This is a genomic window from Hydrogenophaga sp. Root209 (genome assembly GCF_001428625.1).
Taxonomy (GTDB): domain Bacteria; phylum Pseudomonadota; class Gammaproteobacteria; order Burkholderiales; family Burkholderiaceae_C; genus Hydrogenophaga.
In genome coordinates this window covers 159,125-183,565 of sequence record NZ_LMIE01000004.1, presented here as the reverse complement: position 1 = coordinate 183,565, position 24,441 = coordinate 159,125, and the positions used below count along the sequence as shown (strand labels likewise).

The following is a 24,441-nucleotide window of genomic DNA, read 5'->3' as shown; positions in this document are numbered from 1 at the left end:
TACGAGATTGCCTCGGGCAACCAGGACCTGAGCGCGCGCACGGAGCAAGCGGCGAGCAACCTGCAGGAGACGGCGGCGAGCATGGAAGAGCTGACTGCCACGGTGCGCCAGAGTGCCGATGCGGCACGCCAGGCCAACCAGCTGGCTGCCTCGGCCTCCGAGATCGCKGTGCGCGGAGGTCAGGTGGTGGGCCAGGTGGTCACGACCATGGACGAGATCAACCACAGCAGCAAGAAGATCAGCGACATCATCGGCGTGATTGACGGCATTGCCTTCCAGACCAACATCCTGGCCCTGAACGCCGCGGTGGAAGCCGCGCGGGCCGGAGAGCAGGGCCGGGGCTTTGCGGTGGTGGCTGGTGAGGTGAGGAACCTGGCGCAGCGCAGTGCCGAGGCGGCCAAGGAGATCAAGAACCTGATCGGGGCCAGCGTGGACCGGGTGGAAGCGGGTTCAAGGTTGGTGGCCGATGCGGGCCAGACCATGAGCGAGATCGTGGGCTCGGTGCAGCGTGTCTCCGACATCATTGGCGAGATCACGGCGGCGGCKGGYGARCAGAGCGACGGYATTGGCCAGGTCAATGTGGCGGTGACGCAGCTCGAYCAGATGACGCAGCAGAACGCCGCGCTGGTCGAAGAGAGCGCCGCGGCCGCCGAAAGCCTGAAAGGCCAGGCCAGCCGCCTCACCGAGGTCATCAAGGTCTTCCGCACAAGCGGTGCGTGACCGGTCTGTTGCCGATCCGCGCCATCGAATTCCTTTTCAACTCAAAGAAGACTTCCGACCATGCAAACCATGATGCGCCAGTTCTCCATCCGAACCCGAATGATGGGTGCCATCGGCGTCGTTCTGATCCTGCTGAGCATGATCGGTGGCGCCGGCTTGTGGGGCATGAGCCGATTGCACGAACTCAGCGTGGAGTTTGTGGATCACGCCTTCGAGAAGACGCTCACCTTGTCCCGCCTTCAGGTAGCGCTGGGCGACATGGGTCGCTATGAGAAAGACATGATCATCGGCTACGAAAAGCCCGAGGCCGTGCTCAAGGCCAAGGCCCAATGGGAGGGTGCGCGCGACATCGCCCTGCAGCAGATGGACCACATGCTGGTGGGCGATGAGGGTGGCGATGCCGCCATCGTGCGCGAGATGAAGGAGCAGCTCACCGCGTACGGCAAAGCGGCGGAGCCGGTGATTCGCCAACTGGCCGACAACGGCTACGACACGGCCACCGTGGCCAACCGCATGCTCGCGCGCGCACATGAGCAGTACACCGGCATCCTGGGCAACCTCAAGCGCGTTGAAGAAGTGCTCAAGGTGGAGGCCACCACGCTGCAGCAGGACGAGAAAGACATCAGCGCCCAGACCTTGCTCATCTTCGGCGTGGCGGTGGCGCTGGCGGCACTGATCGTGGTCCCCACCACGCTGTCCAACATGCAAAGCATCTGCCAACCGTTGGACGAAGCCCAGCGCCTGGCCGCCGCCATCACCAGCGGAGACCTGACGCAATCGGTGCACGTCACCGGCAAGGACGAACTGGCCGCCCTCATGCGAGCCCTGGGTGGCATGCAGGACTCGCTCTCGCGCATCGTGGGTGAGGTGCGCAACAGCACCGACAGCATCGGCACCGCCAGCGAGCAGATCGCCAGCGGCAACCAGGATCTCAGCGCACGCACCGAGCAGGCGGCCAGCAACCTGCAGCAGACGGCCGCCAGCATCGACCAGATCAACAGCACGGTGCGCCAGAGTGCCGACTCGGCGCGCCAGGCCACGCAGATGGCGGTGGTCAATGCGGAGGTGGCGGTGCGTGGTGGTCAGGTGGTCAGTCAGGTGGTCACGACCATGAACGAGATCAACCAGAGCAGCCAGAAGATCGGCGACATCATTGGTGTCATCGACGGCATCGCCTTCCAGACCAACATCCTCGCGCTCAACGCCGCAGTGGAAGCGGCGCGCGCTGGCGAACAGGGCCGTGGCTTTGCGGTGGTGGCCGCCGAAGTGCGCAGCCTGGCCCAGCGCAGTGCGCAGGCCGCCAAGGAAATCAAGGTGCTGATCGAAGCCAGCGTGGGCAAGGTTGAAACCGGATCCAGACTGGTGGCCCAGGCCGGCAGCACCATCGGCGAGATCGTGGCCAACGCGGAGAAGGTCTCGGTGTTCATCAGCGACATCACGACCGCCGCCCAGGAGCAGTCACAAGGCATCGGCCAGGTCAATGCCGCCGTGAGCCAGCTCGATCAGATGACGCAGCAGAACGCCGCGCTGGTCGAAGAGAGCGCCGCGGCCGCCGAAAGCCTGAAGGACCAGGCCAGCCGCCTGGCCGAGGTGGTGCGGGTGTTCCGCCTGGCTGACTCGGCACACGCCTGAGTCGACGCGCGCCCTTGGGCATGGCCGTTCGCAGGCGCACGAATGCGCCGCTCTGCCTATACTGCGGCGGGTAGAGCCCCGGACCTCGCCGGGCGCCCCGCCCGGAGACCGTCGCCATGAATGCTCGCCTGCCCCATGCCCTGCCGCCGCTCGACCCCGTGGCGCTGCAGGCCCATATCGAATCCGCTTGGGCGAAGACCATCATCCCCGAGCTGGAGCGCTACATCGCGGTGCCGGCGAAGTCGCCCGCGTTCGACCCCGACTGGGCCAGCCACGGCCTGCTGGACCGTGTGTTGCGTGGAGCGGCCGACTGGGTGATGGCGCAGAAGGTCGAAGGCCTCACGCTCGAAGTGATCCAGCTCAACGACGCCCACGGCGTGCCGCGCACACCCGTGCTGTTTTTTGAAGTGCCTGCCTGCGCGGGCAAGGACGGAACGCCTGCACCAGCGTCCGGCCAGACCGTGCTGATGTACGGCCACCTGGACAAACAACCCGAATTCACCGGCTGGCGCAGCGACCTCGGACCCTGGACGCCCAAGATCGACAACGGCAAGCTCTACGGCCGTGGCGGAGCCGACGACGGCTACGCGGTCTACGCCAGCATCGCCTCGCTGCAGGCGCTCAAGGCCCAGGGCGCCGCGCACCCGCGCATCGTCGGCCTGATCGAAACCTGCGAGGAAAGTGGCTCGGGCGACCTGCTGCCCTATGTGGACGCGCTGCGCGCGCGCCTGGGCGACGTGGGCCTGGTGATCTGCCTGGACAGCGGCGCCGGCAACTACGACCAGCTCTGGCTCACCACCAGCCTGCGCGGCATGGCCAGTGGGGTGCTCAAGGTCGAGATCCTCACCGAGGGCATCCACTCGGGCGACGCCTCGGGCCTGGTGCCGTCGAGCTTTCGCATCATGCGTCAGGTGCTCGACCGGCTCGAAGACAGCGCCACCGGGCATCTGTTGCCGGCCAGTTTCCACTGCGAGGTGCCGGCCGAGCGCATCGAGCAGGCGCGCGCCACCGCCGCCATCCTGGGCGACGAAATTTACAAGCGCTTTCCCTGGGCGCATCACGACTGCGGCGGCTCCACCGTGTTTGCCCTGCCCACCACCACCGATCCGGTGGACGCGCTGCTCAACCGCACCTGGCGGCCGACGTTGTCCGTCACCGGTGCCGACGGTTTCCCCGAGATGCGCAACGCCGGCAACGTGCTGCGGCCCTACACCGCGTTCAAGCTGAGCCTGCGCCTGCCCCCGCTGGTGGACGCGCCGGCCGCCGTGCAGCAACTCAAGGTCCTGCTGGAAGACAACGCGCCCTACCAGGCCAAGGTCACGTTCGAAGGCGAAGGGGCCGCCAGCGGCTGGAACGCGCCGGCCACCACGCCGTGGTTCGAGCAAGCCCTGCAGGACGCCTCGCAGGCGCACTTCGGCGCCGGCTGCGGCACCATTGGCCAGGGCGGAACGATTCCGCTCATGAACATGCTCAGCAAGGGCTTTCCCACCGCGCAGATGATGGTGTGCGGCGTGCTCGGCCCCAAGAGCAACGCGCACGGCCCCAACGAGTTTCTGCACCTGGACTACGCGCAACGCCTGACCGCCACCGTGGCGCAGGTGATCGCACGCATGCCCTGAACACGACCCACGCCATTCCTTTCCCTGCGCCGACATGACCGACACGACCCAGGCCCCATTCACCCTGCGCGACGGCCTCAATCTGGCCCTGTACGACTGGCCCCTGCCCATGCGCCGGCGACCGCGCGGCGTGGTGCTCATCGTGCACGGCCTGGGCGAACACGCCTGGCGCTACGACGCGGTGGCGCGTCGTCTCAACGACTGGGGTTTCTGCGTGCGCGCCTTTGACCAGCGCGGTCATGGGGACTCGGGCGGTGCCCAGGGCGTGCTGCCCGCCGACGACGCGCTGCTGGACGACCTGGACGAGGTGCTGGACGACACGCGCCGCCACATCGCCGAGCCTTGGGCGTGCCCGCTGATCCTCATGGGTCACAGCATGGGTGGACTGGTGGCGGCCACCTTCGTACAGCGCGGCGTCGCCAAGGTCGATGGTCTGGTGCTGTCATCGCCTGCGCTGCAGGCCGGGCTGGGCCTGGTGCAGCGCAGATTGATCGATCTGATGTACCGGTTCGCACCCAACAAGACCCTGTCCAACGGCCTGGATGCGAAAAAGATTTCGCACAACCCGGCCACGGTGGCGGCATACGAGAGAGACCGCCGGGTGCACGACCGCATCTCGGCGCGGCTGGCGCATTTCATCGACAGCAACGGGCCGCGCGTGCTGGCGGCGGCACCCCGCTGGAGCGTGCCGACCCTGCTCATGTACGCGGGTGACGACCACCTGGTCAGGCCCGAGGGCAGCCGCGCGTTTGCGGCGGCCGCGCCGCGCGACAAGGTGCATGTCCAGGCCTTCGAGGGGCTGTACCACGAGATCTTCAACGAGGCGGACCCTTCGGCGGTGTTCGGCACGCTCAAGGCGTGGCTGGACATGCTCGCCCCGCTGCCCCGGGCCGTCTGAGGTTTCAGCGGCGCGGCTGCATCAAGCCGCCGAGCATGCCCATGAGATCGCCCGGCGCGGGGCTGTCTTGCCCGCCGAGCAAGGCGCCGAGTGCGCCCAGGCCGTTGTCGGCGGGCACCTGGCCTTGTGGCGTGAGCTGATCGATCAGGCTCGGCAAGAGGTCGGACAGGGCGGTTGAGGCTTGGGCTGTGTTGCCACCGAACTGGGCGGCGATCATGCCCATCAGGTCGGGACCGAGCGCCTGTCCGAGCTGATCGGGATTCACCCCCTGGTTGGCACCGGTGCCCACCCACGATTGAGCCGCCTCCCCCAGCCCGGCCGATTGCAGTTTGGCCAACAGCCCCTGCAGCCCGCCGGCGTTGTTGAGCAAGGTGCTCACCAGGGTGATCAGCAGTTGCGGGTTCAGGCCGCCAGCGGCGTTGGCAGGTGCCACGCCGCCATCGCGCTGAGAACCCATCGCAGCCTCTGTGGCTGCCCCGAGCAGCGAATCCAGCAGTCCCATGTCGTTCCTCCTTGGGTTGTGTGTGTTCAGGCTGGATTGTGGGCTTGCGCGCCGCGCCACGCAAGCCAGACCAGGGCCATGGCGGTGAGCGCCAGCGGCAGCAGCGAACCCACGTTCAGCCAGTGCCAGCCCTGCGTGGTCACCAGGGCTCCCGAGGCGAACGAGGTGAGGGCCATGGTGGTGAACACGCAGAAGTTGATGGCCGCCTGCGCGCGGTCTTTTTCTTCCGGCCGGTACGACTGCAGCGAGAGCGTGGTGCTGGCGGTGAAAAGGAAGTTCCAGCCCACGCCGAGCAGGAACAGCGCGATCAGGAACTGATGCAGTTCCACACCCGAGAGCGCCATCGCAACGCAGGCCACGTTGAGCGCCACGCCCGTGCCCATGATGCTCAGCACGCCGAAGCGCTTGATGAGATGCCCGGTGAAGAAGCCCGGCGCGAACATGCCGATCACGTGCCACTGAAGCACCAGGGCCGCGTCTTCGAACGGGAAACCACAGACCTGCATGGCCAGCGGCGTGGCCGCCATCAGCAGGTTCATCACGCCGTAGCCCAGGGCTGCGCCTGCGGTGGCCACGATGAACACGGGCTGGCGCATGATCACGCTCAAGGGTCGACCTCTGTCGGCGTGCGCCGCTCTCGCGGGCACCGGTGGGAATCGCATGAAGGCGATGGCCACCATGGACAGCAAGGCCACCACCGCCAGCGACAGGTAGGCGCCCACGAACGGCATGTCGAACAGGCCTCGGGTGCGGCTGGCCAGATTGGGCCCGAGCACCGCGCCCACCAACCCACCCGCCAGCACCAGCGACACGGCCTTTTCCCGGAACGCTGGCGCGCTGAGCTCGGCCGCGGCGAAGCGGTAGAGCTGACCGTTGGCGCTGTAGTAGCCAGCGACCACGGTGGCGGCCACGAGCAACCAGAAATTGCGGTCCATCACCGCCCAGGCGCACAGCAGAGCCGAGCCCAGCGCCACCAGCAATCCGATCTGGAACGACACCTGGCGCCCGAACGCGCTTTGCGTGCGGGCCACCAGCGGTGTGGACAGCGCCCCGCCCACCACGTAGCCCATCACCGGCAGCGTGGCCATCCAGCCCAGCGGCGCCAGCGACAGCCCCACCAGGCCGTTGATGGCGATGAAGACCACGTTGTTGGTGAGAAACAGGCCTTGCGCGGCGGCCAGCAGCCAGAGGTTCTTGTTCATAAGTCGTTGTTTATACAAGGCCACGCAAGGACGCTACATGGTGTTTCGGGTGGGCCTCTGGTGCGCAGGGCTATAGTGCCCATCCTGTCCATTTCCTACCCTCGGTTCCATGACCCTGCACATTGGCATCGTGGCCTGTTCGGCCGAGGGCGCCCTGTGTTACCGCACCCTCTGCACCGAGGGCGCCGCCCTGCTCGGGCCTCACGCGCATCCCGAAATCTCCCTGCATTCACTGTCCCTGGCCGACTACGTGGCTTGCCTGAACCGCGGCGATCTGCGCGGCGTGGCAGACCTGATGCTGAGATCCGCGACCAAGCTCGCGGCGGCCGGCGCCGACTTCCTGATCTGCCCCGACAACACGATTCACCAGGCGTTTCACCACGTCGAGCCGCGCTCGCCGCTGCCCTGGCTGCACATCGCCGAAGTGGTGGCGCAGGCGGCCGCCAGGCGCGGCCACCGGCGCATCGGCATCACCGGTACGCGCTGGCTGGTCGACAGCGAGGTCTATCCCGAGAAGCTGGCGGTCCTGGGCCTGCAGGCGGTGCGCCCCAGCGTGGTGGAGCGCGACGAGATCGACCGCATCATCATGGACGAACTGGTCTGTGGTGTGTTCAAGCCCGAGAGTGTGGCCCGGTTTCAGGCCGTCTTCTCACGCCTGCGGGACGATGGCTGCGACGCCGTGGTGCTGGGCTGTACCGAGATTCCCCTGATCATGAGCGACGCGAATTCACCGTTGCCCACGCTGGACTCCACCCGCCTGCTCGCGCGCGCGGCCCTGGCGCGGGCCACGGAAATGTAGGCCCCTTGCCGCTTGCGCATGGACCATGGGGGCACCGCGCGCTGACGGCGTCGCCGCGAGCGGGGCGTGAGGCCTTAGCCGCCCAGGGCCAGCACCAGCGCCGCGAGCGCGGCCGTCTCCGCTCGCAGCACGCGCGGACCGAGCGTGACGGGCACGAATCCAGCCTCGCGCGCCAGCGCATCTTCCGCCGGGCTGAGCCCGCCCTCCGGGCCGCTGAGGAACAGCACGGCAGCGTTCGCCGGCGCCTGGGCCAGCGCGCGGGTGAGTGGCTGCGTGCCTTCGGCCAGCGACAGCAGGCAGCGCAACACCGGCGACGCCGTGCCGGTCGGCGGCAGCGCCTTGAGCCAGGTCGCGAGGTCGCTCACCGGGTGCACGGCGGGCACGCGGTTGCCGCCGCATTGTTCGCAGGCCGCGATCGCCACCGATTGCCAGTGCGCCAGCTTCTTCGTGGCGCGCTCGCCCGCCAGGCGCAGCACGCTGTGCGCGGTGTGCAGCGGCTGCAGGCTGGCCACGCCGAGTTCAGCGGCTTTTTCAACCAGCCAGTCCATGCGGTCGTTGGCGGGCATGCCCATGGCCAGATGCACCGCGCGTGGTGGCTCGCGCTCGGTGGCGTGGTGCGCGCCGAGGCTCACGTCCACGTCGGAGCGACCCATGCGGGTGATGGTGGCACTCCACTCGCCGCCCTCGCCGTTGAACAGCGTGATGGTCTGGCCGGGCTGCAGGCGCAACACCTGCACATGGCGCGCCGCGGACGCGGGCAGGCTCAGGCTCTGGCCGGCGAGCAGCGGCGCGGGGCAGTGAAAGCGGGGCATGCTCAGACCCGCCCGAAGGCGTAGCCCGATGCGGCCTGCAGGCCCTCGACCTCGTCGATCAGTTGCAGGAAGGGGCCGAGCGCGCGGTAGCGGTGTGCGGTGTGACGGATGTAGCCGATGAAGCGCGGCGCATCGGCCAGGTACTTGGGCTTGCCGTCGCGCAGCGTGAGCCGGGCGAAGATGCCGGCCACCTTCAGGTGGCGCTGCAGACCCATCCACTCGACCGAACGGTAGAAAGCGCCGAAGTCGCTGTGCCAGTCTTCAAAGTCCATCAAACCGGCCTTGCGCGCCTTTTCCCAGTAACGCACGGTCACGTCGATCACGAAGTCCTCGTCCCAGGTGAGGAAGGCGTCGCGCATCAGGCTGGCGATGTCGTAGGTGATGGGGCCGTGTACCGCGTCCTGGAAGTCGAGCACGCCGAGTTGTTGTGCCGGTGTCTCGCCGGGATGGCGCGGCAGCATCAGGTTGCGCGGCATGTAGTCGCGATGCACATAGACGCTCGGGGCATTGAGGTTGTGCGCCACGATCGAATCGAAGGCCTTCTGCAGGGTGTTGGCCTGCGTGTCGCTCAGTTGAAACTGTTTGTGCTGCTGCAGGTACCAGTCGGGAAACAGCTGCAGCTCGCGGCGCAGCAGGGCTTCGTTGTAAGGCGGCAGCACGCCGGGTTTCGACGCCAGCTGCCAGGCCAGCAGTGCGTCCAGCGCCTGCATGTAGCGCCCGTGGTTGGCTTGTGCGTTGTCCGGGTCGATGCCGTCGAGCATGGTCTGGTGACCCAGGTCACCCAACAGCATGAAGCCCTGCGGCTCATCCCAGGCCAGCACCTCGGGCACCAGCAGACCGGCCTCGCGCATGAGAGTGGCCACGTGCACGAACGGCTGGCAGTTTTCGTGCGCCGGTGGTGCGTCCATCACGATGAAGCTCTGCTCGGTCTGCGAGTCGATGCGCAGGTAGCGCCGGAAGCTCGCATCGGCCGAGGCCGCGCGCAGTGTGTCAGGGCTCAGCCCCAACCGCTCGGCGAGCGGGCGCAGCCAGGTGGCAAAGGCGGCTTCACGTTGAGGATCGGCCCACTCGACGGCGGGGTTGGACAGGGTCATGGTGGTGGGTGTCTTTGCGCCGCTTGTCAATGGGCCGCGCGCGGGATCGCGCAGTGGATAATGGCCGTTGATTCTACAAACCCCCTGTGCTGATCCGCGGCTCGTCGCACGCTTTTGATCGGCCCGGTCAACGACTTCCTCTCCTTGAATCGCCGTACTCACCAGCCCCGTGTCCCAGCCTTGCCCGCTGGGCATGCGCAACCCCGTCTCAAGGCGGCCCCCGTGGTGCTGGCGGTGCGCGGCCTGCTCTCGTTGCTGGCCTGCGGTGCGCTGGGTGCACACACCCTGGCGCAGGCTCAGTCAGGCGACGGTGACGAAGTGCCCCGGCCCGGTGTGTCGCTGCGCTCCAGCGGCATGCTGCTGGAAACCTTGCCCGAAGACGCGAAGCAGCAGGCACCCACCTTCGTCTCGGGCGACCGCATCGAAGGCCAGACCGACAGCATCACGGCGGTGGAGGGCAATGCCGAACTGCGCCGCCACGACACGGTGATCCGTGCCGATCGCCTGCAGCTCGACCAGCGCAACAACGAGGCGCAGGCCAAGGGCAACGTGCTGATCAACCGCAGCGGCGACCGTTTCGAAGGCCCCGAACTGCAGATGAACGTCGAGACCTACCAAGGCACGTTCACCCAGCCCACATTCAACCTGCTCAAGAACGAGGGGACGGGAGACGCCAGCCGCGTTGACTTTCTGGACGAAGACCATGCGGTGGCCCACGACGCCCGCTACTCCACCTGCCCGCGCACGCCCGGCGCGAGCTGGATGCCCGACTGGATGGTGCGCGCCACGAAGATCGAGTTCGACAACGTGAACGAGATGGGCACGGCGACGAATGGCGTGCTGGAGTTCAAGGGCGTGCCCATCCTCGGATGGCCGTATTTCTCGTTCCCGCTCACCGACGCGCGCAAGTCAGGCTTGTTGCCGCCCACGCTGAACATCGACAACATCAGCGGCCTTGAAGTCACGCTGCCGTATTACCTCAACATCGCGCCCAACCTGGATGCCACGCTTTACCCCACGCTCATGAGCAAGCGTGGCGTGGATCTGGGCGCCGAAGTGCGCTACCTGCAGCCCACCTATGTGGGCCAGGTACGCGGCGCCTTCATGCCGTCCGACCAGTTGCGCGATGCCAACCGCTGGGGTTACACAGCCCAACACAGCCAGACTCTCACCGGCACTGGGCTGGCGTTCGGCGGTTCTGCGGGCCTGTACCTCAACCTCAACCGTGTGAGCGACGACGATTACTGGCGCGATTTCCCGCGCGCCACCTCCTCGCTCACCACCCGCCTGTTGGCCAGTGACGCGGTGTACAGCTGGGGCAAGGGTCCCTGGTCGGTGAGCGCGGGCGCCTACACCTGGCAAACACTGCAGGACATCGACGCGCCGATCACCCCGCCCTACGACCGGTTGCCGTCGGTGGCCGTGCGCTATGGCCGCAGCGACGCACAAGTGGCCAATCTCAGCGGCGTCGATTGGTCGGTGCTCACCGAGTACACGCGCTTTCAGTCGATCCCCTCGCTCACCCGGCAAACCAACGGTTCGCGTGCACTGACAGTGGCCGAGATCAGCCGCAGGTTTCAGGCGCCGGGCTGGTTCATCAAGCCCCGCGCCCAGCTGCATGCCACGCAGTACAGCTTTGACAACGCCCTGGCCAATGGCTCGCGCAGCGCCTCGCGTGTGCTGCCCACGGTCAGCCTGGACAGCGGCCTGATCTTCGAGCGGGACGCCAGCTATTTCGGTCGCGGCTTCACGCAAACGCTGGAGCCGCGCGCCTTCTTCACCTGGACGCCCTACCGCGACCAGAGCCTGCTGCCCAACTACGACTCGGCCGCCAACGATTTCAACCTCGCCTCGATCTACAGCGAGAACGTCTTCGGCGGCAACGACCGCATTTCCGACACCCGCGCGCTCACGGTGGGCGTGAGTTCCCGCCTGCTGGATCCCGACAGCGGCGCGGAGGTGGTGCGCCTGGGCGTGGCCCAGCGTTATCTGTTCCGCGACCAGAACGTCTTTCTGCCCAACTCCAGCGGCCTGTCCGGTGGCGACCCGGTCAACGAGCGCCTGAGCGACATCCTGCTGGCCGCTCGCGTGCAGTGGAGCCCGCGCTGGCTGACCGATACCAACGTGCAGTACAGCCCGGGCAACCGCGAATCGGTGCGCACCACGCTCAGCGGCCGCTACACGCCGAGCAAGTACCGCGTGCTCAGCGCTGCCTACCGCCTGCAGCGTGGCAGCAGCGAACAGTTCGACGTGGGCTGGCAGTGGCCACTCAACGATCTCTTCGGCGAGCCTGCGCGCACCGAAGTGCCTGGCCGTGCGCTCGGCCCAGGTCAGTGGTACAGCGTGGGACGCATCAACTACAGCGTGCCCGATCGCAAGGTGGTCGATCTCGTGGCGGGCTTTGAGTACGATGCCGGCTGCTGGGTCGGCCGCATCGTGCTGGAGCGCCTGCAGCGCAGCACCGCGGTGGCCAACCAGCGTATCCTGTTCCAGCTGGAGTTCACGGGCTTTTCCCGCATTGGCTCCAACCCGCTGAAAACCCTCAAAGACAACGTGCCGCGTTACCAGTACCTGCGCGAAGAAATCAACCCGCCCAGCCGGTTCCAACAATATGACTGACCGCTCCTCCCGTTTCCCCCGCCTGGCCGTCTGGTTGCTGTGCAGTTCGCTTTTCGGCGCTGCGGCCGTGCACGCGCAGGCTTTGCGGCCCTCCAGCGGGTTGCGTGTGCCTGCTGCGCCTGTCACCTCTGCCTCGACGTCGCGCACCGCCGATTTCATCGTGGCGCTGGTCAATTCCGAGCCAGTGACCAACAACGAAGTGCGCCAGCGCATGGTGCGCCTGGAGCAGCAGCTCACCCAGCAGTCGGCGCCCGTGCCCCCACGCGACCAACTCGCCCGTCAGGTTCTGGAGCAGATCATCAGCGAGCGCGCCCAGGTGCAGCTCGGTGCCGAGCTCGGCATCCGCGTCGATGAAGCGTCGCTCGCGCAGGCCGAGCAGTCCATCGCTGCGCAGAACCAGCTCACGCCGGAAGAATTCCGCCGCCGCATCGCGGCCGACGGCGTCGACATCAACCAGTTGCGCAACGACTTGCGCAACCAGATCCTGCTGCAGCGCCTGCGCGAGCGCGAGGTGGATTCGAAGGTGCGTGTGACCGAAGCCGACATCGATGACTTCATCCGCGAGCGTCAAGGCAGCAACGATGTGTCCAGCCTGCAGCTCAATCTGGCGCAGGTGCTCGTGGCCGTGCCTGAAGACGCGGCGCCCGATCGTGTGCAGACGCTGCAGGCGCGCGCCCAGGGTGTGGCCGATCGCGCGCGCGCAGGCGGCGATTTCGCCGAACTGGCGCGCGAGTTCTCCGATGGCCCCGAGCGCGCCAATGGTGGTCAGTTCGGCATGCGCCCGGCCAATCGTCTGCCCGAGCTGTTCGTGGAGGCCACCCGCTCGCTGAGCGCTGGCGGGGTTGCGGGCCCGGTGCGCAGCCCGGCGGGTTTCCACATCCTCAAGGTGATCGAGAAGCGCCAGGCGGGACTGCCTGATGTCGCCGTCAACGAAACCCGCGTGCGCCACATCCTGCTGCGCCTGGGCCCTCAGCTCAGCGAAGCCGACGCCGTGGCCCGGTTGGCCGGTTATCGCCAACAATTGGCCAGTGGGCAGGTCACGTTTGAAGCGCTGGCGCGCGAACACAGCCAGGACGGCTCCGCGAAAGACGGCGGCAACCTCGGTTGGGCGCAAGCCGGTCAGTTCGTGCCCGAATTTGAAGCCGCCATGGGGCGCTTGCGCCCGGGCGAGGTGTCTCCGCCCGTGGTGTCGCGTTTCGGCGTGCATCTGATCCGCGTGGAGGAACGTCGGCAGAGCACGCTATCGGCGCGCGATCAGCGCGAAATGGTGCGCGGTCTGGTGCGCGAGCAAAAGATCAACGAGGCCACGCGCACCTGGGTGCAGGACGTGCGCGGTCGCGCCTACGTCGAGTACCGCGAACCGCCCCAGCTGTGATGCGGCAGGCGTCCTCGGCGGCCTGCGCATGAAGCACATTGCCCGCAAGCGTTTCGGTCAGCACTTCCTGACCGATGGCGCCATCATCGATGCCATCGTGGATGCCATCTCGCCGCAGCCCGGCGACGCGATGGTGGAGATCGGCCCCGGCCTGGCGGCGCTGACGCAGCCGCTGGTGGAGCGTCTGGGCCGCCTCACGGTCATCGAGCTGGATCGTGATCTGGCGGTGCGCTTGCGCGCACATGCCCAACTCCAGGTTGTGGAGTCCGATGTGCTGAAGGTGGATTTCAGCGCGCTCGCCGCGCAACTGGCAGCGCCCAAACTGCGCGTGGTGGGCAACCTGCCCTACAACATCTCCACCCCCATCCTGTTTCATCTCCTGGACCACGTGTCCGTGGTTCAGGACCAGCATTTCATGCTGCAGAAGGAAGTGATCGACCGCATGGTGGCGCGCCCGGCCACGTCCGACTACAGCCGCCTCTCGGTGATGCTGCAGTGGCGTTATGCGATGGACAACGTGCTGTTCGTGCCGCCCGAGAGCTTCGACCCGCCGCCGCGCGTGGACAGCGCCATCGTGCGCATGGTCCCGTTGGCCGAACCGCCGACGATCGACATTGAACGCTTCTCGACGATGGTGCAGGTGGCCTTCAGCCAGCGCCGCAAGATCCTGCGCAACACCTTGGGCCGTTGGCTCGACGAGCAAGGCTTTGCTGGTGAGTTCGACCTGCAGCGCAGGGCCGAAGAAGTGCCCGTGAACGAATACGTTGGCCTGATCAAACAACTGCGGGCATGAAAAAAGCCGCTGCGAGCGCAGCGGCTTTTCTCAAGGTGCCCTGGCTCAGGCTGCGGCCAGCCAATATCCGGCGTTGAACGGGCTGCTCATGCGCAGCGCCATCGGGCTCACGTCCAGGATCTTGTCCGTGGGCATGGGCTCATCGCTCTGCACCTCGATCGGCTCTTCGCCCTTGGGCGAGCGTGCCACCGAGAAGGAGTAGAAGCAGCGAAACGGGATCTTGCGGTCCGACCAGTAGTCGGCGGCATCGCGGAAGATGTCCAGCAACTGCTCGCGCGCTTCCTTGTCGAACTTGGCGTGCGCAGGGATGTGCTCCAGCACCACGATGAAACCGGTCTGCGGCCCCGACTTGTGGACCATGTCGGTCATGCAGTCGTAGAGCGCGTCGAAGTTCTTGCCGAAGTGCGAGGGCAAGGTGTATTGCGCAGCGATCAATTCCAGCACGTCCTGCTTGCTCTGGGCTTTGGCCAGGTTGGCGTACAGGAAGTGATGCCCCAAATGCTCGGCCGCGGCCTGCAGGTCTTTCACGCCGTGGGCGCGAATCGACTGAACGATATTGGGTCGTACGTTACGAAGTGGCGTGTCCATCTCCGCGTCTCTTTCAAAGTTCAAGTTAAAAAACCGTTCACATCACCCAAGACTCACTGCACGATCAGCTTGAAGCTGCTGTAGTGGTCTTCGGTGTAATAACAAGCGTCAGGCACCCTGGGCTGCAATCCACCACACACGATCCGCTTGGCGCCCCGATGACTCAAACCTGGCGTGGGCACCGTGTACTCCCGGTAAAACCCACGCCGCTGGCTCGGTAGCAACCTTTCCCGGTTGCCGAACACCGTGCCGTCTTTCTCGTACCGGAATGGCCCGCCTTGCCGGATCAGCTCCATCACTTGTCTGCCCTGTACGGGCAAGCCGGATTCGACGAGGGCGGCGGCGTTCGTGTCGGGAAGCGCCTGGTCTTGCGGTGTTCGAGCTTGCACCATAAAGGTGCCCAGCGATGCCGTCAGAACCAGAACCAAGGCCAGTGTTGCCACGCCCTTGGCACCCCCGATCCGCTTCAGGTCCATGAAATTCCCTGCTCCTGATGCAATCAACCCGCCACCAACACACCACAAAAGTATTCGTTTGCACGGCTTCTGCGGGAGGTGTCGCGGGCGGGTTAACCCTGTATTCCAAGCCAGCTAGTGTGCCTGAGGTGGGCTGAAAACGCAAGCGGTTGCTGAAAAAGAAGGCAAATCCAGCCGTCTGAGATGTGTGAAAGAGTTAGCGCTTGCTTTTTCTCTATGCATCAACGGGAAACGTTGGCATCGGCCACGGTGAGGGCTGTCATGTTGACGATGCGACGCACGGTGGCGCTCGCCGTCAGGATGTGGACCGGCTTGTCGGCACCCAGCAGCACCGGGCCGATGGCGATGTTGCCGCCTGCAGCCGTCTTGAGCAGGTTGTAGGCGATGTTGGCGGCATCGATGTTGGGCAGCACCAGCAGGTTGGCCGGACCCTTGAGGGTGGAGTTGGGCATCATCGTGGCGCGCGAGTCTGGGTCCAGCGCCACATCTCCGTGCATTTCGCCATCCACCTCCAGCCAGGGCGCCTGCTCTCGCAACAGCTCCAGCGTGCGGCGCATCTTGATGGCGCTGGGTTCGTCGCTGGAGCCGAAGTTGGAATGCGACAGCAGGGCCGCCTTGGGCTGCAGGCCGAAGCGCAGCATCTCTTCGGCGGCCATGACGGTGATCTCGCTCAGCTCCTCGGCCGTGGGGTCGTAATTGACGTGCGTGTCGACCAGGAACACCTGGCGACCCGGCAGCATCAGACCGTTCATGCACGCGTAGATACGGACGTCCTGCTCGGTGCTGGGGCTGCCGCCGGCGCGCTTGCCGATCACTTGGTCGATGTATTTCAGGTGGTGGTGGGTGGAGCCCCAGGTGCCGCAGATCAGGCCGTCGACCTCGCCCTTGTGCAGCAGCATCGAGCCGATCAGGGTGAGGCGCCGCCGCATCTCGATCTTGGCGAGCTGCTGGGTCACGCCCTTGCGCTCGGTCATGCGGTGGTAGGTCTGCCAGAAATCGCGGTAGCGGCTGTCCTGTTCGACGTTGACGATGTCGTAATCGAGCTCTTCACGCAGGCGCAGGCCGAACTTTTCGATGCGCTGGGCGATGATGGCCGGGCGGCCGATCAGCGTGGGACGAGCCAGGCCTTCGTCCACCACGATCTGGCAGGCGCGAAGCACGCGCTCCTCTTCGCCTTCGGCATAGGCCACGCGCTTGCGCTCGGCCATCTTGGCCGCCGCGAAGATGGGCTTCATGATGGTGCCCGAGGCGAACACGAAGCTCTGCAGCCGTTGGCGGTAGGCCGGCATGTCGGTGATGGGCCGCAGGGCCACACCACAGTCCGCTGCAGCCTGGGCCACAGCTGGCGCGATCTTCATCATCAGGCGCGGATCGAATGGCTTGGGGATCAGGTACTCGGGGCCGAAGGCCAGCTTCTCGCCGGCGTAGGCGGCAGCCACCACCTCGCTCTGCTCGGCCTGCGCGAGTTCGGCGATCGCGTGCACCGCGGCGATCTCCATCTCGTCGGTGATCGTGGTCGCGCCGCAATCGAGCGCGCCGCGGAAGATATAGGGGAAGCACAGGACGTTGTTGACCTGGTTCGGATAGTCGGTGCGCCCCGTGGCCATGATGATGTCGCCACGCACCGCGTGCGCGTCCTCGGGCGCGATCTCGGGATTGGGGTTGGCCAGCGCGAAGATCACCGGCCTGGGTGCCATCGACGCCACCATCGCTGGCTTGAGCACGCCGCCGGCCGATAGGCCGAGGAACACGTCGGCGCCCTCCATCACCTCAGCGAGCTTGCGCTTGTCGGTCTTCTGCATGTACTGGCGCTTGTCGTCATCCATGAGTTCCTCGCGGCCCTCGTAGACCACGCCGGCCAGGTCGGTGACGAACACGTTCTCGCGCTTCAGGCCCACCTTGAGCAGCAGGTTCAGGCAGGCCAGCGCCGCCGCGCCCGCGCCCGAGGTGACCAGCTTGACCTGGCCGATGTCCTTGCCCGCGACTTTCAGGCCGTTGAGCATCGCCGCCGCCACCGTGATGGCCGTGCCGTGCTGGTCGTCATGGAACACGGGAATCTTCATGCGCTTGCGCAGCTCGCGCTCCACGTAGAAGCAACCCGGTGCCTTGATGTCCTCGAGGTTGATCGCGCCGAAGGTCGGCTCCAGCGCGGCAATGATCTCGACCAGCTTGGCCGGGTCCTTCTCGTCGATCTCGATGTCGAACACGTCGACGCCGGCGAACTTCTTGAACAGCACGCCCTTGCCTTCCATCACCGGCTTGGCGGCCAGCGGGCCGATGTCACCCAGGCCCAGCACGGCAGTGCCGTTGGTGATGACGCCGACCAGGTTGCCGCGGGCGGTGTACTTGAAGGCATTGACCGGGTCGGCCACGATCTCTTCACACGGAGCGGCCACACCGGGCGAGTAGGCCAGGGCCAGATCGCGCTGGTTGGTGAGCTGTTTGGTGGCCGCAATGGCCACCTTGCCGGGCGTCGGGAACTCGTGGTATTCGAGGGCGGCACGGCGCAGCTCGGCGCGCTTGTTCTCTGGGCTGTTGTCCATGGTCATGATCTTGTCTCCGTTCGTTCTGAAATCTTGCTATGTGAAAGGCAATTGCGCATTCTAATTCTGCAGCCGGGAAAACCCTAGTCGGTAGAACTGCGTAAACGGTTGTGGCGATGCTGACTTTTTCAGCGGCAATGTGCGAAATGCATAAGCGCTCAGGCCGCAATCACCTGTACCAGGGGTTGCAGACGGCGAACATCCTGGGGCTGGCACAAGCCGGTGCCCGGTGTGAGCAGCGCGGCCGACCCGGCGGCCACGGCCCAACTGAAGGCCTGGGGCAGCGGGTCTCCTTGTTGCAGCGACCAGACCAGCGCACCCACGAAGCTGTCGCCCGCGCCCACCGAACTGGCCACCTCGACCGGCAAGGCCTCGGCCTGCCAGGCGCCGTCGCGCGAGAGCAGCAGCGCACCGCGGTCGCCCAGCGTGAGAGCGACCACGTCGGCCTGGCCATGGTCGACCAGTGCCTGCGCGGCGGCTCGCCACTCCACGGCCGTGGCCAGAGGCAGGCCGGTGAGTTCGCGCAATTCGCGCAGATTGGGCTTGACGAGGAACACGCCGGCTTGCAGCGCGGCGGCCAGCGCGGGCCCCGAGCTGTCGAGCACCAGCCGCACGCCGCGCTGGCGGGCCGCGCGGGCCAGCCGGGCGTAGAAGTCGGCGGGCACGCCGGGCGGCAGGCTGCCGCTGGCCACCACGAAGCTCAGCTCGCTGGACCATTGGTCAACCGCGTCCAGGTTGGCCTGCCATTCGTCCTCGGTCAGCGTGGGACCCGGCAGCACGAACCGGTACTCGGCGCCGGTGTCCTGGGCCTGCACGGTGAAGTTTTCGCGCGTGTCCTGCGCAATCGGCAGCGCGTGTGCGAACAAACCGGCCTGCTCGAGATGCTGCGTGAGCCATTGGCCAGCTGCGCCGCCGGCCGGGAAGAGTGCACTGCCGCGCCCGCCCAGCCTGTGCACCACGCGGGCCACGTTCAGGCCTCCGCCACCGGCATCGCGCTGGGCCGGGCCGCAGCGCAGCTTGTCGGCGGGCACGACCCGATCGGTGTGTGTGGACACGTCCACCGAGGGGTTCATGGTGAGACACAGCGCGGTGCCCGCAAGGGAAGTCATGCTGCGTTGTACTCCATGCGCACGGCTTCAGCGCAAGTGTTGGAGGCGTCTGATCGCGAAGACTCCACTCACACGCCGGGCGTGCGCGGCAACCGTGTTGACGCTGACGGCGTGTCGGCCTCAGCCGCGCATCAGCGCTTCGATCTCGGAAGCCTCGACGGGCACGCCACGCGAGATCAGCTCGCAGCCGGTCTCGGTGACGATGGCGTCGTCTTCGATGCGGATGCCGATGTTCCAGAACTGCTCGGGTACACCTTCGGCCGGGCGCACGTAGAGGCCAGGCTCGATGGTGAGCACCATGCCCGGGCGCAGGATGCGGCTGGGGCGGTCCTTGATGGTTTCGCCACTCAAGGGGTCCTTGCGCTCGTTCACCGTGCCGAGTTCGGACGGCTCCACGTAACCGCCGCAGTCGTGCACGTCCATGCCCAGCCAGTGACCGGTGCGGTGCATGTAGAACTGGAAATACGCGCGGTCGGTGATCACGTCTTGCGCGCTGCCCACCTTGTTCGCATCCAGCAGGCCAACGTCGAGCAAGCCTTGCGCGAGCACCGCCACGGTGGCCTCGTGCGGATCGACGAAGCGCGCGCCGGCCTTGGTGGCGCTGACCGCCGCGATCTGGCTGGCCAGCACCAGGTCGTACAACTCGCGTTGTGGCCCGGTGAATGTGCCGTTGGCCGGGAAGGTGCGGGTGATGTCGCTGGCATAGCCGTCGAGCTCGCAACCGGCGTCGATCAGCACCAGTTCGCCGCTGCGGATGGGCGCGGCGTCGGCGCGGTAGTGCAGCACGCAGGCGTTGGCACCCGCTGCCACGATGCTGCCGTAGGCCGGGTACTGCGAGCCGTGTTCGCGGAAGGCGTGCAGCAGCTCGGCGTCCAGGTGGTATTCGCGCACGTCCTGGCCAGCGCGCAGCATGGCCGCGCTGCGTTGCATGGCGCGGATGTGGGCCTTGGCGCTGATCTGCGCAGCACGGCGCATGGTGTCCTGCTCGAAGGCGTCCTTGACCAGACGCAATTCGTCCACGATGCCGCACAGGTCGCGTTGCGACTCCGGGCACAGCGCGCCGTAGCGCACCCGGGCGCGTACCGGTTGCAACCAGCCATTGACCTTGCTCTCAAGTCCCTCGTGGGTGGCAAACGGGTACCACACGATCTGGCGGTTTTCCAGCAGCCTGGGCAGGCGCGTGTTGAGCTCGGTGACGGAAAAAGCTTCGCTCACGCCCAGGTGTTCGGGTGCGGCGTCCGGACCCAGGCGGATGCCGTCCCAGATCTCGCGTTCCAGGTCTTTCGGCTGGCAAAACAGGGTGGTGCTGCCTTCGGCCGTGATCACCAGCCAGGCGTTGGGCTCGGTGAAACCGGTGAGGTAGTAGAAGTAGCTGTCGTGGCGGTAGATGAAGTCGGTGTCGCGGTTGCGCGGCCGCTCGAGCGCGGTGGGCACGATGGCGATGCCGCCGGCGCCGAGCGATGCGGCCACACGGGCGCGGCGTTCGGCGTAGAGGTGGGTGTGGGTGGTGGAGTCCATGGTCGCCATTCTCTGACTTTTGGCGAGCACCTGCGGTCCGAGGGAATCAGCTTTGACTGTTCAGCTCTTCGAGCCGCTCGGGCGTGCCCACGTCGACCCAGGTGCCACTGTAGATTTCTGCGCTCACCTGGCCCGCTTCCATCGCGCGGCGCAGCAGCGGCGCCAGCGGCTCGGCCGTGCCTTGGGGGTTGCCGGGCAGCACCTCGCACCAAGGCAGTTCGAACAATTCGCGCCGGTACAGGCCGATGGTGCTGAAGGTGTAGGCCTCATCGGCCCGGCTGACGGCGAGGCCGTCCGCGCTCAGGCCGAAATCTCCGAGCGGATTGTGCGAGGGGTTGGGCACCAGCCAGATGTGGGCGAGCAGGCCGCTGGCCTCGAACCGGTCAACGCTGGCTTGGCTGAACTCGAAGTCGGGCACGTACACGTCGCCCGCCAGCACCCAGAACACATCAGCCAGCAGGGGCAGTGCCCGGGCAATGCCGCCGGCCGTTTCCAGGGCGTAGCCGAAGTCGGTGCCCTCGCGCGACATCACCACGTCGCAACCCGGACGGGATTGGCTCCAGGCCCGGCAGTGTTCGTCGATTTGTTCTCCCAGCCACGCGGTATTGACCACGAAGCGCTGGAAACCGCCCGCGGCCAAGCCCTCCATGGGCCACTGCATCAAGGGCTTGCCCTGCACGACCAGCAGGGGTTTGGGTGTGACGTCGGTCAACGGGCGCATGCGCATGCCGCGCCCGGCGGCAAGCACCATGGCCGATGCCAGGGGAGGGGTGGAGGGTGGTGCGGTGGCGAGTCGGGTCATGGGGAGCCAGGGGGTGCGCGTGCCGGGCGCGCAGGGCCGCACGCGTTGAAGAATTATGGGCCGACGCGCCAGCTCGATGCGGGACAGCGCGGCCGGCGACGGGCTGGCCGATAAAATCCGTTGTTTTGCGCCATCGCGCAGATCCCCGCCTCCCCCACTTTCCAGCACCTCCCAGCATGTCCGACACCGCCAGCACCCCCACCCCCATCGCCCAAGCCGTGTCGCCACAGACCCAGGCCAACGCCATCCGCGCTCTGGCCATGGACGCGGTGCAAGCCGCCAATTCAGGCCACCCCGGCGCGCCCATGGGCATGGCCGACATGGCGGTTGCCCTGTGGGGCCGGCACCTGCGCCACAACCCGACGAACCCGCAGTGGGCCAACCGCGACCGCTTCGTGCTGTCCAACGGCCACGGCTCGATGTTGATTTATTCGCTGCTGCACCTGACCGGCTACAAGCTGCCGATCGGAGAACTCAAGAACTTCCGCCAACTGCACAGCAAGACCGCTGGTCACCCCGAAGTGGGCGTGACCCCGGGCGTGGAAACCACCACCGGCCCGCTGGGCCAGGGCATCACCAATGCGGTGGGCATGGCGCTGGCAGAGAAGCTGCTCGCGTCCGAGTTCAACCGCGAAGGCCACACCGTGGTCGACCACCACACCTACGTGTTCCTGGGCGACGGCTGCCTGATGGAAGGCATCAGCCATGAGGCCTGCGCACTGGCTGGCGCCTGGAAGCTCAACAAGCTGATCGCGCTGTACGACGACAACGGCATCTCGATCGACGGCCAGGTCACGCCCTGGTTCATCGACAACACCGCGCTGCGTTTTGCCGCCTACGGCTGGAACGTGATCGGCCCGATCGACGGCCACGACGCTGACGCCGTGGACCGCGCGATCGCCGATGCGAAGAACAAGGCCGATGCGCCAACGATGATCATCTGCAAGACGCACATCGGCAAGGGCAGTCCGAACCGCGCCAACACCGCCAAGGCCCACGGCGAGCCGCTGGGCGCAGAGGAAATCAAGCTCACCCGCGAAGCGCTCAACTGGCCGCACGCCCCTTTCGCTGTCCCCAAGGACGTGTACGCCGCGTGGGACGCGAAGGAGGCCGGCAAGGCCTCGGAAGCCGCGTGGAACGCCACGTTCGCTGCCTACAAGGCCGCTTTCCCCGAGCTCGCCAAGGAGTTCGTGCGCCGCATGAAGGGCGACTTGCCGAAGAACTTCGCCCAGGTGGCGGTGGACGCGGCTGTTGCCGCGCACACCAAGGCCGAGACCGTGGCCAGCCGCAAGGCCAGCCAGCTCGCGCTGGAAACCTTCACCGCCGCCCTGCCCGAGCTGCTGGGCGGCAGCGCCGACCTCACCGGCTCCAACCTCACCAACACCAAGAGCACGCCCGCGCTGCGCTTCAACCTGGCCGGCGACGTGGTGAAGAACGAGCAGGGCCAGGGCGGGCGCCACATCAACTACGGCGTGCGCGAATTCGGCATGGCCGCCATCATGAACGGCGTGGCGCTGCACGGCGGCTTCATTCCCTACGGCGGTACCTTCCTCACCTTCAGCGACTACAGCCGCAACGCCATCCGCATGGCCGCGCTGATGAAGCTGCGCGTGATCCACGTGTTCACGCACGACAGCATCGGCCTGGGCGAAGACGGCCCCACACACCAGTCGGTCGAGCACGCGGCCAGCCTGCGGCTCATTCCGAACCTGGACGTCTGGCGCCCCGCCGACACCGCCGAGACCGCCGTGGCCTGGGCCGTGGCGCTGCAAAACGCCACGCGTCCCACCGCGCTGCTGCTCAGCCGCCAGAACCTGCCCTACGCGCCCAAGAGCGATCTGGGTGACATCAGCAAGGGCGCCTACGTGTTGGCCGAGCCCGGCGAAGTCGGCCTGAAGAAAAAGGCGCAGGCGGTGATCATTGCCACCGGCTCCGAAGTGCAGCTGGCCTTGAAAGCACAGGAGCTGCTGGCCAAGGAACACAAGATCGCCGTGCGGGTGGTCTCCATGCCCAGCACCACCGCCTTCGACCGCCAGAGCGCCGCCTACAAGGCTTCGGTGCTGCCCGCCGGCGTGCCGCGCGTGGCCGTCGAGATGGGCTCCACCGACGGTTGGTGGAAATACGGCGTGGCCGCGGTCGTGGGTCTGGACACCTACGGCGAGTCGGCGCCGGCCCCGGTGCTGTTCGAGCACTTCGGCTTCACGCCCGCGAATGTGGCCGACACGGTGCGCGCCGTGTTGGCGAAATGAGTTTGTTCATCCTTTTTTGAAACCTTCCAGGAGAGACGAGACATGACCATCAAGATCGGCATCAACGGCTTCGGCCGCATCGGCCGCAACGTGCTGCGCAGCGCCATCCAGAACTTCAGCGACATCGAGGTCGTGGCGATCAACGACCTGCTGGAGCCCGACTACCTGGCCTACATGCTGCAGTACGACAGCGTGCACGGCCGCTTCAAGGGTGACGTCAGCGTCGAAGGCAACACGCTGGTGGTCAACGGCAAGAAGATCCGCCTCACGCAGGAACGCGATCCCGCGAACCTGAAGTGGAACGAGGTCGGCGCCGACGTCGTCATCGAATCCACCGGCCTGTTCCTGGACAAGGTCACCGCCCAGAAGCACCTGGACGCCGGCGCCAAGAAGGTCATCCTCTCGGCGCCCTCCAAGGACGACACGCCGATGTTCGTCTTCGGCGTCAACGACAAGACCTACAAGGGCGAGGCCATCATCTCCAACGCCTCGTGCACCACCAACTGCCTGGCGCCCATCGCCAAGGTGCTCAACGACAAGTGGGGCATCAAGCGCGGCCTGATGACCACCGTGCACGCCGCCACCGCCACCCAGAAGACCGTGGACGGTCCGAGCAACAAGGACTGGCGCGGCGGCCGCGGCATCCTGGAAAACATCATCCCCAGCAGCACCGGAGCCGCCAAGGCCGTGGGCGTGGTGATCCCCGAGCTGAACAAGAAGCTCACCGGCATGAGCTTTCGCGTGCCGACCTCCGACGTGTCGGTGGTCGACCTCACGGTGGAACTCAGCAAGGAAGCCAGCTACGAGGAGATCTGCGCCGAGATGAAGGCACAAAGCGAAGGCGCCCTGAAGGGCGTGCTGGGCTACACGACGGACAAGGTGGTGGCCACCGATTTCCGCGGCGACACCCGCACCTCCATCTTCGACGCCGACGCCGGCATCGCGCTGGACAAGACCTTCATCAAGGTCGTGAGCTGGTACGACAACGAATGGGGCTATTCGAACAAGTGCCTGGAGATGGTGCGCGTGGTGGCCAAGTAAGCGCAAGCTTCTCTTCATTAAAAAGCGCCTTCGGGCGCTTTTTTTGTTGG

Annotated in this window: 19 protein-coding genes and 1 pseudogene; 10 read left to right on the top strand and 10 right to left on the bottom strand. The window is 66.5% G+C overall.

Annotated features, from left to right (window positions below; all coding sequences use genetic code 11):
- From ASE11_RS05245 to ASE11_RS05230, 4 genes are all read left to right on the top strand, one after another.
- Positions 1-720, top strand: a 720-nt coding sequence (locus ASE11_RS05245) for a methyl-accepting chemotaxis protein (RefSeq protein ID WP_235501198.1), incomplete at its 5' end; no start/stop codon positions are given.
- Positions 721-780: 60 nt separating this feature from the next.
- Positions 781-2,352: a methyl-accepting chemotaxis protein gene (locus tag ASE11_RS26975; protein WP_056267366.1), complete on the top strand. Its 1,572-nt coding sequence runs from the start codon at positions 781-783 to the stop codon at positions 2,350-2,352.
- Between the two features lie 116 nt (positions 2,353-2,468).
- Positions 2,469-3,971: a M20/M25/M40 family metallo-hydrolase gene (locus ASE11_RS05235; protein WP_056267363.1), complete on the top strand. Its 1,503-nt coding sequence runs from the start codon at positions 2,469-2,471 to the stop codon at positions 3,969-3,971.
- 34 nt (positions 3,972-4,005) lie between these two features.
- Positions 4,006-4,869, top strand: a complete 864-nt coding sequence (locus ASE11_RS05230; protein ID WP_056267358.1) for an alpha/beta hydrolase — start codon at positions 4,006-4,008, stop codon at positions 4,867-4,869.
- A gap of 4 nt (positions 4,870-4,873) precedes the next feature.
- Here ASE11_RS05230 and ASE11_RS05225 read toward each other — a convergent pair whose 3' ends face one another.
- Together ASE11_RS05225 and ASE11_RS05220 are read right to left on the bottom strand one after the other, a co-directional pair.
- Positions 4,874-5,371, bottom strand: coding sequence for a YidB family protein (locus ASE11_RS05225; protein ID WP_082585536.1), 498 nt, complete (start codon positions 5,369-5,371; stop codon positions 4,874-4,876).
- Positions 5,372-5,397: 26 nt separating this feature from the next.
- The gene (locus ASE11_RS05220; RefSeq protein WP_056267353.1) at positions 5,398-6,573 is read right to left on the bottom strand and encodes an MFS transporter; all 1,176 of its coding nucleotides are present in this window, start codon (positions 6,571-6,573) and stop codon (positions 5,398-5,400) included.
- Positions 6,574-6,682: 109 nt separating this feature from the next.
- On the opposite strand from ASE11_RS05220, the gene ASE11_RS05215 reads away from it, so the two are divergent.
- The gene (locus ASE11_RS05215) at positions 6,683-7,372 is read left to right on the top strand and encodes an aspartate/glutamate racemase family protein (RefSeq protein ID WP_056267350.1); all 690 of its coding nucleotides are present in this window, start codon (positions 6,683-6,685) and stop codon (positions 7,370-7,372) included.
- A 74-nt stretch (positions 7,373-7,446) separates the two neighbouring features.
- Here ASE11_RS05215 and ASE11_RS05210 read toward each other — a convergent pair whose 3' ends face one another.
- Together ASE11_RS05210 and ASE11_RS05205 are read right to left on the bottom strand one after the other, a co-directional pair.
- The gene (locus tag ASE11_RS05210) at positions 7,447-8,184 is read right to left on the bottom strand and encodes a 16S rRNA (uracil(1498)-N(3))-methyltransferase (RefSeq protein WP_056267346.1); all 738 of its coding nucleotides are present in this window, start codon (positions 8,182-8,184) and stop codon (positions 7,447-7,449) included.
- A gap of 2 nt (positions 8,185-8,186) precedes the next feature.
- Positions 8,187-9,278: an aminoglycoside phosphotransferase family protein gene (locus tag ASE11_RS05205; protein WP_056267341.1), complete on the bottom strand. Its 1,092-nt coding sequence runs from the start codon at positions 9,276-9,278 to the stop codon at positions 8,187-8,189.
- Between the two features lie 144 nt (positions 9,279-9,422).
- On the opposite strand from ASE11_RS05205, the gene ASE11_RS05200 reads away from it, so the two are divergent.
- From ASE11_RS05200 to rsmA, 3 genes are read left to right on the top strand one after another with little or no spacing between them, the layout of a single operon-like run.
- Positions 9,423-11,897, top strand: a complete 2,475-nt coding sequence (locus ASE11_RS05200) for an LPS-assembly protein LptD (RefSeq protein WP_082585543.1) — start codon at positions 9,423-9,425, stop codon at positions 11,895-11,897.
- Positions 11,890-13,272: a peptidylprolyl isomerase gene (locus ASE11_RS05195; RefSeq protein ID WP_056267338.1), complete on the top strand. Its 1,383-nt coding sequence runs from the start codon at positions 11,890-11,892 to the stop codon at positions 13,270-13,272. The genes ASE11_RS05200 and ASE11_RS05195 overlap by 8 nt, the downstream gene beginning before the upstream one ends.
- Before the next feature lie 28 nt (positions 13,273-13,300).
- Positions 13,301-14,065 carry a 16S rRNA (adenine(1518)-N(6)/adenine(1519)-N(6))-dimethyltransferase RsmA gene (gene rsmA / locus ASE11_RS05190; protein ID WP_056267335.1) on the top strand — a complete coding sequence of 255 codons (765 nt, stop codon included), beginning with the start codon at positions 13,301-13,303 and terminating at the stop codon, positions 14,063-14,065.
- 192 nt (positions 14,066-14,257) lie between these two features.
- Here the strand turns inward: rsmA and ASE11_RS05185 are convergent.
- From ASE11_RS05185 to ASE11_RS05160, 6 genes and pseudogenes are all read right to left on the bottom strand, one after another.
- Positions 14,258-14,653 (bottom strand): annotated as a pseudogene (locus tag ASE11_RS05185) (barstar family protein); the annotation flags it as partial.
- Positions 14,654-14,706: 53 nt separating this feature from the next.
- Positions 14,707-15,045 carry a ribonuclease domain-containing protein gene (locus ASE11_RS05180; RefSeq protein WP_082585542.1) on the bottom strand — a complete coding sequence of 113 codons (339 nt, stop codon included), beginning with the start codon at positions 15,043-15,045 and terminating at the stop codon, positions 14,707-14,709.
- Between the two features lie 305 nt (positions 15,046-15,350).
- Positions 15,351-17,678: an NADP-dependent malic enzyme gene (locus tag ASE11_RS05175; protein ID WP_056267327.1), complete on the bottom strand. Its 2,328-nt coding sequence runs from the start codon at positions 17,676-17,678 to the stop codon at positions 15,351-15,353.
- A 152-nt stretch (positions 17,679-17,830) separates the two neighbouring features.
- Positions 17,831-18,781, bottom strand: a complete 951-nt coding sequence (locus tag ASE11_RS05170; protein ID WP_056267323.1) for a 1-phosphofructokinase family hexose kinase — start codon at positions 18,779-18,781, stop codon at positions 17,831-17,833.
- Positions 18,782-18,901: 120 nt separating this feature from the next.
- Entirely contained in the window at positions 18,902-20,299 is a 1,398-nt protein-coding gene (locus ASE11_RS05165) for an aminopeptidase P N-terminal domain-containing protein (protein ID WP_056267320.1), read from the bottom strand.
- A gap of 46 nt (positions 20,300-20,345) precedes the next feature.
- The gene (locus tag ASE11_RS05160) at positions 20,346-21,101 is read right to left on the bottom strand and encodes a nucleotidyltransferase family protein (protein WP_235501197.1); all 756 of its coding nucleotides are present in this window, start codon (positions 21,099-21,101) and stop codon (positions 20,346-20,348) included.
- A 176-nt stretch (positions 21,102-21,277) separates the two neighbouring features.
- Here ASE11_RS05160 and tkt point away from each other — a divergent pair, with 176 nt between their 5' ends.
- Together tkt and gap are read left to right on the top strand one after the other, a co-directional pair.
- On the top strand, positions 21,278-23,350 hold the full coding sequence (gene tkt, locus ASE11_RS05155; protein ID WP_056267312.1) for a transketolase: 2,073 nt from the start codon (positions 21,278-21,280) through the stop codon (positions 23,348-23,350).
- 42 nt (positions 23,351-23,392) lie between these two features.
- A complete protein-coding gene (gap, locus tag ASE11_RS05150) occupies positions 23,393-24,391 on the top strand; it encodes a type I glyceraldehyde-3-phosphate dehydrogenase (protein ID WP_056267308.1) in 999 nt (332 codons plus the stop codon).
- Positions 24,392-24,441: the final 50 nt, after the last annotated feature.